Raw genomic sequence first — 12,025 nt, forward strand, 5'->3', positions numbered from 1 at the left:
GTGCGACCCCGCCGCGCGGCCCCCTGCCGGGGCCCGGTCCTCCCGGTCCACCCGTGCGGCGCGCACCGGGGCCGCCCGACACGCACGAGGCGCAGCACCCGCCGGATGACCCGTGCCGGTCCGCGTGCGCGACCCCGGGCGGCCGCGGCTGGGCGAGGGCGAGGGCGCGAGGGGGTGCGCCTGCGGTCAGGTGGTTGGCGGTCATCCGACGCGCACCGCCCCGGAGATGGTGGTTTCCCCGATGCGGGAGCCCGCGGCCGGGACGCCGACGATGGCGTTCGCGCCCAACGCGATGTGGCCGGCGACCGCGGGGGCCCAGGCGGCGCCGGGGCCGACGACCGAGGTGAGGCCGAGGTGGAGGGTGCGGCCCATGCGCATGCCGGCGCCGAGGGGGCAGATGTCGACGCGGGTGTGGGCCGGCTTGTGTGATTCCACGATGCTGCGTACGACGTCGAGTTGGGCGGGGGTGGGCGCCGCGGGGATGAGGACGCTGAAGCGGTGTGCGGCGGCGGTGTAGCCGTCCTCACCGGGACGGGTGCCGCCGACGGTGAACCGGCCGAGCGCCCCGGAGGTGGTGGCGGCGCCGCCGACGGCCGGGGCGGGCGGCCCGCCGGGGGTGGTGCCGAGGACGGCGCCTGCCAGTCCGCGGAACCGCCAGTGCTCCACCACGCTGACGGGGACGGGCAGGTAGAGCCGCAGGATGCGTTCCAGGCAGGCGGCGGTGCCGCGGATGCGGAAGAGGTCGTACGCCTGGGCGATGAGCTCGCGGCGGGCGGCCACGGGCCAGCGCCGGTCCAGAGCGAGGCCGAGCAGTCCGGCGAGCCAGCCGAGGGCCTCCTGCGGGGTGGTCCGGGGGTCGAGGAGCAGGGTGCGCAGGGCGGCGCGGGAGTCCATCTCGTGGAGCATCCCCTCGGCGGGGGCGAGGAAGCGGTGCAGGAAGGCGGCGTCGCCCTCGTCGCGGCTCCAGGCCCGTGGCAGGCTCGCGGAGAGCCGGTGCCCGGGCCGTTCGACGCGCAGGGCGCGCACGCGGGGGGTGAGGCGGAGGGTGCCGGTGAGCCGGAGCACGATCCACAGGTAGCGGCCGGGCGGGGCCTGGACGGGGGCTTCGTAGGTCTCGTAGGCGTCGTGGGGGTCGATCTGCGTCCAGGGCAGTTCGCGTCCGGTGGGACGCCGGAACAGGGGTGCGGGGGCGGGGAGCCGGGCGGCGCGTCCGGCGCGGGAGGGCAGGGGCGGGGTGAGGTCGGGACGGTGGACGGCGCGCGGCCCGCGGACGGGGGGCTGCCAGGGCAGCGGGTCGGGGACGGTGTCCTCGTCGTCGGTGAGGAAGCTGACCCGGACGTCGGTGCCGGGCGGGATGCAGGCGTCGACGAAGAGGCGGCCCCAGCGGGTGCGGTACTCGCCGGCGTCGAGGCGGTAGCCGATCACGGTGCCGGTGGGGGTGTAGCGGGCTGCGGCCCCCGCGGTACGGGCGGTCCCTGCGACGGTGGTGAACGCGGTGCGGCCGTCGGGGTCGACGGTCATGGCGCCGCCGTCGTAGTCGGGGGCGCGCAGCGGTTCGAGTTCGGCCCAGGCGGTGGTTCCGTCGGGGCGGAAGCGGCGGAACGGCAGGCCGGGGGTGCGGGCGACGACGAGGGTGCCGTCGGTGGCCAGGTCGAGGTCGGTGGCGGCGTCGACGGTGAGGGGAAGGGTGCCGTCGGCGCGGGCGATGACGGCGGTGCCGCCGGCCGGGCCGGTCCACAGGACGTACAGGTGTCCGGCGTGGTCGGCGATCCGGGTGGGGCGCAGGCCGTCGGCGCCGGGCGGGCGGTGGAGGGCGGGCCCGCGCAGGGGGCCGCGGCGGCCCTGGAGGACGACGATGCCGGCGGGCCGGGTGACGAGGACGGCGACGGCCCCGCAGTGGGCGGTGACGTCGAGGGGTCGGCGGTGCGGGTGGACGGGGGTGCGGACGGGGACGCGGCGCAGCAGCCGTTCGCCCCACAGGTCGACGACGTGGACGGCGGCGCCTCCAGATTCGGCGATGTGGAGCCGCTGGCCGGCGTCGACGGCGAGGCCGCGGGGGACGCAGAGGGTGCCGGGCCGGTGGGGGGCGGGGCCGGGAGCGGGGGCGGTGGCGCCGCGCGGGAGGACGTCGACGCGTCCGGCGCGCGGGTGGGAGCGGTAGGCGCGGCCCCACCGGTCGAAGGCGAGCCCGGCCGGGCCGTGGCCGTGGCCCGCGGTGGCCGCGGAACCCGCTCCCCCCGGCCCGGTCAAGGTCCCGGGTTCGGGATCGGGCCCGGCCTCGGGCTCGTCCTCGGGCTCCCAGGCGAGTTGGACGCCGCCGCCGTCGAGCAGGGCGGTGGACTCGTGGCGACAGCGCACCCACTGGTCCGGGTCGGCGATCAGGGCGGTGGTGCGGTCGCCGTGCATCAGCACACCTCCGGGGGGAGCGGTACGACGACGGGGTTTCCGGGCGGCGCGGGCGGGGTGCCGTAGCCGGCGCCGACGGGCAGCGGGCTGCCGGTGACCACGGTGATCTCGGCGAGCCGGGGCACCTCCCACGGGTTCAGCGGGACCAGCGGCAGCGGGGTCCAGCCGGCCTGGCCGCGCCGGGCGAGGGCGAGTTCGCCCTCCAGGTACTCCAGCCCCTCCACCTGGACGGCGACGGCCTCCAGCTCGGCGCGCCGTACGGCCCGGCCGAGCGGCCAGCCCGCGCCGTCGGGCCCGTACGGCGGCAGCGGGGCCAGGTACTGGCGCAGGATCAGCTCGGTCCAGCGGCGCACGGCGTCGGGCTGGTAGCCCTCCCGGGTCCGGATGCCGACGGATACGGCGATGTCCACGTAGGTGGGCGGGATGACGTACAGCTCGGCGGTGACGAGGCGCCTGGGGTTGAGGTACGCGGCCACCTGCCGCAGCAGCGCGAGGTCGGGCAGTGGGGCGCCGGGGTCGCGGAGGTCCTCGGCGGGGAAGACGAGGACGCTGACGACGCCCGCGGCGGGCCGGCCGGGGGTGTCGGGGTGGAGCAGGGGCAGGGTCTCGGCGCGCCGTACGCCGGGGACTTCGAGGGCGAGGGCGCGGTAGTCGTCGGTGGTGACGGCGCGGTCGCGGCGGTGCACCTCGGCGGGCAGGGCTTCGAGGGCGTCGGCGAGGGAGGCGGGGTCGGCGCCGCCGGCGGCGGGGAGCGGGTTGCCGGCCCGGACCCCGGAGACCCCGGTGAGGGCGGTGACGGCGCCGGCCGGGACGTTGCCGGCGGAGCCGCCGCCGTACCGGTAGCCGAGGACGCGGATGCGTTCGCCGATCCGGGGCAGCCGGCCGCGGGTGCCGAAGCGGACGAGCCCGGCGTCGGGGTCGAGGGTGTAGTGCCGGTCGAGGGGGCCGCTGGCGGCGAAGTCCTCGACCTCGGTCCAGGGCTGCCAGCCGTCGGGTTCCTCGACCTCCAGGCGGACGGTGCCGGGGAGGACGGGCCGCTGGGTGAGCCGGTGGACCTGCCCGGCCTCGGCGGTGCCGGTGCCGAGGAGTTCGGGGACGGCGGTGCGGGCCTGGACGGCGCCGACGGCGTTGACGCCGACCCAGCGGATGCGGTGGATGGCGTCGTTCTCCCCGGCGGGGCGGCGCACGCGCAGCCAGCCGAGGACGCGGGCGGCGGTCGGGGCGTCGTCCACCTGCGGGGGGCTGTGCGGCCCGCCGGTGCCGGGCCCGCCCGGGGGGTGGGCGGGGAAGGCGGCGGGCAGGGCGATGCTGACGACGCCGGCGGTGGTGAGGCCGCGGGTGGTGTCGCCGAGCACGGCGAGGGGCGTGAAGGGGGTGCGGGCGGCGGGTCCGTTCCACAGTTCCCACAGGAAGCCGGGCGGGGCGTTCAGCAGGTCGCCGGCGCGCAGCCGGGTGGGGTCGCGGGGGTCTCGGGCCACGAGGTCGTAGGGGCGGCGGAGTTCCTCGTCGGGGACGATGCCGAGGAAGAGGGTCTGTCCGCGCAGCCGGGCGGGGTCGGTGGTGGGGCGGGCGAGGAGGGCGATCCACAGGCTCTGGTCGAGGGTGGTGCTGACGTCGAGGGGCCGCCGGTCGGGGTCGAGCGGGTCGGCGGGGACCTCGGTGGTGGTGTAGAAGGTGACCGGGGCGCCGGCCGCGACGCGGTCGCGTTCGGCCTTCGGCAGGGCCTCGACGGCGTTGTCCCGGCGGCGGCTCTCCGGGCTGCCGGGCGGGGCGGGGGCGACGGGGGTCTTGCCGGCGGCGAGGACGTCCAGGGGCCAGGCGACGGTCTCGTCGTCCGTTTCGAAGGGGACGGCGCCGGCCCGGGCCTCGGTGCCGCGCAGCACCTGCACGCCTTCGGGGCGCTCGGTGCGCAGCGTCAGGAGGGTGCGGGCGGTGAGCGCGGGGCGGGGGCGTACGCCGAGCAGCCGGAGGAAGGCGACCTTGGTGGCGTCGGGGACCTGGTTGAAGCGGAAGAGCAGTGACTCGCCGAGGTGGGCGAAGAGTTCGAGGAGGGCGATGCCGGGGTCGCCGGCGTTGTGGTCGGTCCATTCGGGGGCGTAGACGGGGATCCGTTTGACCAGCTCGTCGCGGAGCTGTTCGAAGGTGCGGTCGTCGAGGATGGGGCCGATCAGCGGCATTCCGTCGTCACCCGGCCTCTATCGCAGGTAGAAGGGGTAGACGAGGTTGTCCGGGCGCAGGTCGAGCAGCCGTACGTAGGCGATGTCGATCCACACCAGGGTCGGCTCCTCACCCGGGGTCACGGAGACTTCGGTGAGCCGGATGCGGGGTTCCCAGGCGGTGAGGGCCTCGCTGATCTCGGCGGCGATCGCGGCGCGGGTGGCGGGGGTGTTGGGGGCCATGAGGTGGCGGCGCAGTCCGCAGCCGAAGGTGGGGCGCATGACGCGTTCGCCGGGCTCGGTGTCGAGGACGGTCTCCACGGACTGACGGATCGCGGCGGTGCCCGCCACCCAGCCGAGCCGGCCGCCGGTGCCGCCCTGGGGCCGCAGCGGGAACCGGATCCCGGTGCCGGACCAGGCCTCGCCCGCGGGGAGCGGGCCGCCGCCGGGAGCGTATGTCGGGGCGTCAGATGCTGCCATGGCTCCATGCTGCGCGGCGGGCGTCACCGTGCCGTCTCCCCCGCGGCCACGGCCCGCCACCGGGGTCACCACCGGGGTCACCACCAGCCCTCGGCGCGCAACGCGGGCTTCATCTCGTTGAGGGCGCCGTCGTACTTGGCACCGAACTTGGACCGGACGTCCTTGATGTCGAGCTGGACGGCCTGCTTGAACCGTTCGGCCTCCATCAGCTCCAGCTGCCGGGCACGGTGCTCCTTGGACTCCGTCCAACTGCCGGTGCTCAGCGCGCGCGGGTGGGAACTCCAGTTGCCGTCGGGGTTCTTGCGGCCCCGGTGGTCCTGCCGGTCCATCTGGATGGCCGGGCCGCGCCCGTACGGGAGGGTGCTGACCTGCTTGGTGACGCTGTGCGGGGGGATGTGGTTGATCTCGGTGCCGGCGTAGTTGCGGCCGGTCTTCGGGTTCTTCAGCTCGTCGTAGCGGCCTCCGTGGAAGGCGGGCAAATCCTTCGGGTCGCGGCGGTCGACGCCGGCCTTGCCGCCCTCCTCCTGCGTTCCCTTCGCCGCGTCCTTCGCCGCGTCCTTCGCCGCGTCCTTCGGGGCGGCGTCGATGGGCGGGAGCTTCTGCGCCTTCGGGCTCATGGCCGCCGTGACGTGCCACTTGCCCTCGTGGAGCTCGGCTTCCAGCTTGCTGAAGCCGTACGTCCTGCGGACCCCGGCGAGTTCGGCGCGCAGGTCGGTCTCGTCGTACGGATGGGCGTGCGACTTCTCCGCGATCCTCCCCAGGGCCTGGAGGCCCGAGAGCCAGCGGGTCTGCTTGGCCGGGGAGGGGACGTCCGCGGGGTCCTTGCGGGGCGCGCCCGGAGCCGGGCCGGGGCCGGCGGGCGGCGCCGCGCGGGCAGCCGGCCGGGAGGGGGGCGCCGGGGCCCTGGCGGAGGCGGCGGCCGGGGTGCTTCCGGGGGCGGCGGGGGCTCCGGGGCTGCCGGGGGTGCCGGGCTCCTTCCAGGCGCCCTTCTTCTGCTGGTCGGTGGCGGACTTCGCCGGGACCTTGTCGTCGATCAGGTCCGTCATGAACTTGTCGGGGCTGAACTTCACCTCGCTGAAGGTGACGTCGGGGAACTTTCCGGAGCCGAGGACGTGTTCCACGTCCGCCCCGATGCCGAACTCCCCGGGCAGCGGGTACTCCAGGCGGCCCACCGGCCAGTCCCACCGCTTGTCCGGGGCGGGTGACCACCAGGGGCTGTCCAGTTCCACGAAGAGATCCCCACCGAGCGCCAGGAACGGCTGGGCGGCGATCTCCATGTGCCCGGCGAGGAAGAACTCCCCGCGCTTTCCGGCCTTCGGGTCGGCGACCTCGCGGAACCCGATCCGGGGGGTGGCCTCCACATAGCCGCGGACGCCCGCGAGGGCGTGCAGGGCGACGCCCGCCTTGATGTCGTGGCCGAGGAGTTGGAGGCCGGCCCCGCCCTCGGCCTGCAGGCGCAGTCCGGCGAAGGCGGAGACGTTGAGGGTGCCGGTCAGGCCGAAGTCCTTGAGCACCTCGGGCTTGGTGGACCAGGTGCCGGTGAGCTCCATGCGGTCGAGGGTCGCGGGCCCGATCTCGGCGACGGCCTCCAGGCCGATGCCGGCGAACAGGAAGACGTTGCCGACCAACGGTATGCCGTAGAGGGTGCGGGCCTCGAACCGGGCGAGCTGTTCGACGTGGCGCTTCTGCTCGAAGAGCGGTCGGTCCATCCGCGGCACGATCTTGCCGACGACGGTCACGTCACCACGGTGGTCGACCACGACCAGGGCTTCGCCGCCCAGCCAGTCGGCGAGCCGGACGGCGACCGTGCCCCAACCGGCGAGCACCCGGGGGCCGGGGCGCGGCCCGGAGGCCCCTTCGGAGGCAGCCGCTTCGGGGGCCCCGGTGGCGGGCGCCCGTGCGGGTGCCGGTCCACCCGTGACGGCCCGGGCGGTCGCCACCTGTTCGGCGAGCCGGCTGTCCGTCAGTTCTCGTGCCGTCGTCGGGTCGGTGGCGACGAAGGTCACCTGCCCGTCGAACCGGTCGTTCGAGTAGCCCACGGTCCCCCGGACGTCCACCGCCCCGCCCGCGTAGGAGGCCGTCACCTGCCCGGTGAAGCCGCGCAGCGCCACGTCGACGACCGCGCTGCCGGACAGCGCCCCGTCCGGGCCGCGGACCAGCGGGACCTCCACCGAGCCGAGTCCGGCTGCCGTGCCGCGGGCGACCGCGTCGAAGGTGACGGTGTCGCCGGCGATGCCGAAGCTGCCGGAGGCGGCGAGGAAGCCGCCGAGGGCGAAGCTCATGCCGGTGGCGTTCACGACCAGGGTCGGGCCGCGCAGTTCGTTCTCCGCGCCGGGCAGCTTCAGGCCGCTGACGCCGAGCCAGCCCAGGACCCGGGCGCAGGTCTCGATCCGGTCGAGGAGGGCGCGGGGGCCTCCGAGCAGGGTGCCCTGCACCACCGCCGAGGCGTGCCCCTGGAGGACCCCGTCGTGGACGCGGACGGCGAGGACCGGCTCGATGCCGACGGACCGCAGCGGCAGCAGGAACGGGAGCAGCAGCGGCACCGGCTGGAAGGCGCCGCCCGCCACCGTGGCCGGGCCGCGGTCGGTGGAGCGGAGGTGGAGGACGCCGGCGGCGGTGTGGCCGAGGCGGACCCGGACCGGGCCGCCCGCGGGGCCCTTGCGCTCCAGGTAGGCGGCTACGGCGGGCGGCGGGGTGAGGGGGGCGCCGCCCTCCAGGGCCAGCTCCTCCCCGGGCATGTCGGGGCCGGGAGCGGGCAGGGCACGGGCGAGCTCGTCCGCGAGCCGGGCGGGCGGCGCGGCCCGGCCGGGCGCGGCGGCCGGAGCCGTTACCGGCGCGGGGGCCGCCACCGGGGCGGGGGCACGTGACGCCGTTGACCGCGGGGCGGGTGCGGGTGCGGGTGCGGGTGCGGGAGACGGTATCGGGGCCGGCACGGGGGCCGTCCGGCCGCTCATCCCCCGCTCCCGCACAGCGGGTCGCGGACCGGCGGCTCCGGTTCGGGGCGCACGGGTACGGGTGCCGGGTCGGGCGGGGTCACGGCCTCGAAGAGGTCCTTGCCGTCCTCGTCCCGGAAGCCGCCCTCGCCGGCCTGGAGCCGGGCCGTGGCGCCCCCGGCGCCGAGGAGTCCGTCGAGGGCCTCCCGTTCGGCGGCCCCCATGTCGCGCAGGGTCAGCCCGGCGTCGAAGTGGGCCTTGAGGGTGGCGATCGCCGTGGCGGAGGGCGGCAGGCAGAACCGCAGGGCCAGCAGCCACCACAGCTGGAACAGGAACACCACGATCGGCAGGAACATGCTGAACAGGAAGAAGGCCACGACCATGAAGAGTTCGAGGGCGAAGGTGCAGATCCGGGGTGCCGTTCCGCCGACCGAGCCGCCGCTCGGGGTGCCGCCCCCGGGGTCGAAGGACAGCTGGGATCCGGGCGGGCTCGTGACGGCGACCCCGCCCGGGCCGGGCGGTGCCCCGGCCCTGGCGGCCAGCGCCCGCAGGTCGGGCAGGGTGATGGAGGTCCTGCGGTTCTTGGTGCCTTCGGGGTCGTAGAACGGCGCGAGCCGGAACGGTTCGGTGGGCTCGCTCCAGGAGACCTGCGGCGGGCAGTGCTCGTGCCCCGGGGCGGGCGTCCGGCGTACGAAGCAGACCAGCTCGTACACGGACCGGTCGTCGAGTTTGGGGGCGCCCCGGTCGTCGTGGTCGCCGGAGCAGGTCGGCACGACGCCGAACCACAGGGAGCGCTCGGGCAGGTGCGGGCCCGGCGGGCAGTCGCCCGACCGGGGCGGCAGCCGCCACATCGGCAGTTCCTGTTCCCGGTCCGCGGGCCGGCCCGCGGGCGGCGGGGCGCCGACCTTGCGCCACGCGCCGCCTGCCGGGCCCTCCCTCCACGCCTGGACCTCCGTCTCCAGGCCCACCTGGTCGATCAGTGCGCGGTTCGCGTCCTCGAAGGCCGACCGGTGCGCGAGATCGGCCCACAGGAGGTCCCGGGCCTCCGAGGCGTACGGGGCCGCCCCGGACGGCGGGCCGCCCGGCGGACCGTCCCCCGGACCGTCGGGCCTCCCGTGCGGCGAACCCTCCGGCGCGCCCGCGGCGCGCCCGGCGGCGGCCAGTCCGGCGGTCAGCCGGTGCGCGAGCCGGCGCAGCACCTGGGGCGGGGCGGACACCTCCACCTGCCGGCGACGCATCACGAACCCGACCTCCAGCCCCTCGGTGGACTGCGGGCGGGGCCACCCGGGCCGGTCGCAGAACAGCTCGACCACGACGGCGTAGAAGCGGTCGTGGCTCGGCTGGTACAGCTTGCGCAGCCGGGTGCGGTACAGCCGGTGGGTGGCGAAGCGGGCGCGTCCCGGGCCGCGCTCCGTGACGGGGACGGGCACGGGGCAGGACCACACGTCCTCGGCCGGGTCGAAGCGCAGCGAGTCCCTCGGGTCGGCGACGAGGGCGCGGACGAACTCGGGCGAGGCGTACTTCTGCAGGACGGGGGTGCGGGCGGCGGGGTCGAAGCGGTCGAATCCGCCGCGTTCGCACACGTACCAGGGGGCGAGGAGCTTGAAGCCGTGGCCGGGGGCGGCGCCCGCGCTCACCAGATGTTCCCGGCGCCGGGCGTGTAGGCCGGGGAGACCACCATCTGGTCGGTGACCAGCGTCGCGCACTTCACCAGGCCCGTGAAGGTGGACAGCGGGGCGTTCACGGTGACGGTGGGCGCCTTGACGTCGACGGAGGCGTTGGCCTCGACCTGGACCGCGGTGGGGGTGAGGCGGACGGTGCAGCCGCCGCTGTGCCGGACCACGACCTGCCGGGCGGCGTCGTCGAGGACGACCTCGTGGCCGGAGGCCATGGTGATCCGCACCCGGGCCGCGCCGGCCGTGTCGTCGAACTCCAGGCTGCTGCCGGCCCGGGACCTGAACTGGCGCAGGTCGTTCGCCGCTTCCGGTTCGTGCGGCAGGGCGGCGCGGCCGTTCCAGGCGGCGCCGAGGACGTACGGGCGGCGCGGGTTGCCGGCCTCGAAGGCGACGACGACCTGGCTGCCCACTTCGGGCAGCGCGAGCAGCCCCTGCCGGTCGTCGGCGTACGGGGAGCAGAGCGTCGCCCAGGCGCGCACGTCGCGGTCCCCGTCCCGACCGAGCCAGGGGAAGCGGACCTCGATCCGGCCGAGCCGCTTCTCGTCGACGATGTCGGTGACGAGCGCCGGGTAGACGCCGAAGTAGCCGGGCGCGGCTCCGTCCGCGGGGGCGGGCAGGGACATCACACCACCTCGTTCAGGGACGGGCGTTCGGCGTCGAAGCGGGTGCGGAAGCCACGGTCGGGGTCGAAGGTGTGCCGGACCCGGGTGACGTGGTAGCCGTCGCCCTCGAAGGGGCCGCCGACCGAGCGGAGGGTGAGCCTGCCGCCGACGACGAGGTCGGGGCTGCCGTTGGTGGTGCCGGCGACGGTGACGAACCGGCGGCCGCGGCGCAGCATTTCGGCGCGCGCCCAGCTCTCGGCCTCCCCGGTGGTCAGGGCCGCCTCGCGGACCCGCAGGCTGGTGGCGGGCCCCATCGCGCGGGCCAGCAGCCGCGCCCCGGTGCGGCCGCCGCCGGCCGTCTCGGCCTCGACGACCTCGGGGCCGGCCCGTTCGTCGATGGGTTCGCGGCGTTCGGCGTCGTAGCCGGTGACGACGACCTCGCTGCGCTGGTGCGCCAGGTCGGCGGCGAGCCGCACCGACATCAGCTGGTTGCCGTAGACGAGGGTCTGCACGGGGGCGGTGCGGCTGCCGCGGGGCCGGAAGTGCACGGTGGTGCCGGCCGCCCACAGCTCCGCCTGGACCAGTCGGGCCCGTTCGCGCAGGAAGGCCAGGTCGCTCTGGTTGAGCTGCTGGACGACGTCGTAGCGGGGGCCGGGGACGTCCGCGTCGGCGCCGAGGCCGTGCTCGCGGGCCACCTCGCGGGCGAGGTCGGCGTCGGTGACGTCGCGGTACGTGCGCAAGCGGCGGGTCATCCGCAGCCGCATCAGCACGTCCTCGGCATGGACGAGGACCAGCGGCGGCTCGCCGTCGCCGAGGAGGAGCTCCACGGCCGAGACGACTCCCTCGAACACGTACCGGCGGGCCGACGGCGGGCCGAGGGCCGCCCTGAGGCTGCTGCCGAGGCCGACCGTGGACCCGTCCAGGTGCAGCAGCCGGTCCTGCGGGCCCGTCGCGCCGGGGCCGACGGCGAGGAAGTGGGCGCGCAGGGTGCGCAGCCCCTCCGTGCCCTCCGCCACTTCCAGGCGCACGCAGTCCCGGGCGAGGTCGCGCACGAGCGTGCCGCCGACCTCGAAGACGGGCGGGACGGCCGCGACGGCGGCGTCAGTCATCGAAGCCCTCAGCGGCGGTGCGGGCGGCGAGCCACGCTGCCCGCTCGACGGCCTCCTGGTGGCGTTCGGCGGCCGCCCACTTCCCGCCGGGGCCGGCGGCCCCGGCGCGGCCGGGGGTGGGCGGGCCGCTACCGCCCGTGGGCACGACTTCGGTGTGCAGCTCTCCGATGTACACGCTCATGGCGGGCCTCCTCGCGGTGTCCACCCCAGGGTGGTGGGGCCGGCGTCACGGCCGCGTTGCTCGCAGTCGGCCGCGGCCCGGCCGGGCGGGTCGGTCGGGAGCCGCTCCCAGGGCGCGGCCCCGGGGTCGGGGGCGGGGGCCTCTTCGCGGCGGGCCCTGTCGGCGAGGCTGCGGCCGCCGCCGGCCCGGACCTCTGCGAGGGTCCCGGGGTCGGCGCGGGCGCGCAGGGGTATGCCGCGGGCGTACGTGGTGGAACGCGGGTCGGGCCCGGGCGGCGGGAGGCGTCCGGGCGGGGGCGCCGGCCCGGTGGCAGGGACCTCGAAGGAGCGGCGGGCACGGGCGGTGGCGAGGTCGGCCGCGGCGGCGGTCACCGCCTGCGCGGCCGCGGCTATGCCGCCGCCGGCGCTGAGGACGAAGCCGGCCCGGGCCGCCGTGTCCGGGCCGCCCGGTGCGCCGGCGGCGGGGCTGCCCGGTGTACCGCC

The 12,025-nt window shown here is 76.7% G+C and carries 8 protein-coding genes and 1 pseudogene; all 9 read right to left on the minus strand.

The features are described from left to right. Positions 1-201: 201 nt before the first annotated feature. A complete protein-coding gene (locus ACFV7Q_RS28375; protein WP_385432533.1) occupies positions 202-2,406 on the minus strand; it encodes a phage tail protein in 2,205 nt (734 codons plus the stop codon). Further along, positions 2,406-4,583: a putative baseplate assembly protein gene (locus ACFV7Q_RS28380; RefSeq protein ID WP_385432535.1), complete on the minus strand. Its 2,178-nt coding sequence runs from the start codon at positions 4,581-4,583 to the stop codon at positions 2,406-2,408. The genes ACFV7Q_RS28375 and ACFV7Q_RS28380 overlap by 1 nt, the downstream gene beginning before the upstream one ends. Positions 4,584-4,601: 18 nt before the next feature. Continuing rightward, entirely contained in the window at positions 4,602-5,042 is a 441-nt protein-coding gene (locus ACFV7Q_RS28385) for a GPW/gp25 family protein (protein WP_385432537.1), read from the minus strand. A 77-nt stretch (positions 5,043-5,119) separates the two neighbouring features. Continuing rightward, positions 5,120-7,891: a hypothetical protein gene (locus ACFV7Q_RS28390; protein ID WP_385432539.1), complete on the minus strand. Its 2,772-nt coding sequence runs from the start codon at positions 7,889-7,891 to the stop codon at positions 5,120-5,122. A gap of 101 nt (positions 7,892-7,992) precedes the next feature. Continuing rightward, positions 7,993-9,612, minus strand: a complete 1,620-nt coding sequence (locus ACFV7Q_RS28395; RefSeq protein ID WP_385432541.1) for a hypothetical protein — start codon at positions 9,610-9,612, stop codon at positions 7,993-7,995. Beyond that, positions 9,609-10,274, minus strand: coding sequence for a phage baseplate assembly protein V (locus ACFV7Q_RS28400; protein ID WP_385432543.1), 666 nt, complete (start codon positions 10,272-10,274; stop codon positions 9,609-9,611). Before ACFV7Q_RS28400 ends, ACFV7Q_RS28395 begins: the two co-directional genes overlap by 4 nt. Further along, positions 10,274-11,362, minus strand: a complete 1,089-nt coding sequence (locus ACFV7Q_RS28405) for a phage late control D family protein (RefSeq protein WP_385432544.1) — start codon at positions 11,360-11,362, stop codon at positions 10,274-10,276. Before ACFV7Q_RS28405 ends, ACFV7Q_RS28400 begins: the two co-directional genes overlap by 1 nt. Continuing rightward, positions 11,355-11,543 carry a hypothetical protein gene (locus ACFV7Q_RS28410; protein WP_385432546.1) on the minus strand — a complete coding sequence of 63 codons (189 nt, stop codon included), beginning with the start codon at positions 11,541-11,543 and terminating at the stop codon, positions 11,355-11,357. Before ACFV7Q_RS28410 ends, ACFV7Q_RS28405 begins: the two co-directional genes overlap by 8 nt. Beyond that, a pseudogene (locus tag ACFV7Q_RS28415) lies at positions 11,540-12,025 on the minus strand (hypothetical protein); the annotation flags it as partial. The pseudogene ACFV7Q_RS28415 and the gene ACFV7Q_RS28410, both read right to left, overlap by 4 nt.

Origin of the sequence: Streptomyces sp. NPDC059851, from assembly GCF_042732005.1 — a bacterium.
Taxonomy (GTDB): Bacteria; Actinomycetota; Actinomycetes; order Streptomycetales; family Streptomycetaceae; genus Streptomyces.

Bases quoted from the DNA above. Each gene is read 5' to 3' on its own strand.
- ACFV7Q_RS28375 (WP_385432533.1), bottom strand. From the start codon at position 2,406: ATGCACGGCGACCGCACCACCGCCCTGATCGCCGACCCGGACCAGTGG.
- ACFV7Q_RS28380 (WP_385432535.1), bottom strand. From the start codon at position 4,583: ATGCCGCTGATCGGCCCCATCCTCGACGACCGCACCTTCGAACAGCTC.
- ACFV7Q_RS28385 (WP_385432537.1), bottom strand. From the start codon at position 5,042: ATGGCAGCATCTGACGCCCCGACATACGCTCCCGGCGGCGGCCCGCTC.
- ACFV7Q_RS28400 (WP_385432543.1), bottom strand. From the start codon at position 10,274: ATGTCCCTGCCCGCCCCCGCGGACGGAGCCGCGCCCGGCTACTTCGGC.
- ACFV7Q_RS28405 (WP_385432544.1), bottom strand. From the start codon at position 11,362: ATGACTGACGCCGCCGTCGCGGCCGTCCCGCCCGTCTTCGAGGTCGGC.
- ACFV7Q_RS28410 (WP_385432546.1), bottom strand. From the start codon at position 11,543: ATGAGCGTGTACATCGGAGAGCTGCACACCGAAGTCGTGCCCACGGGC.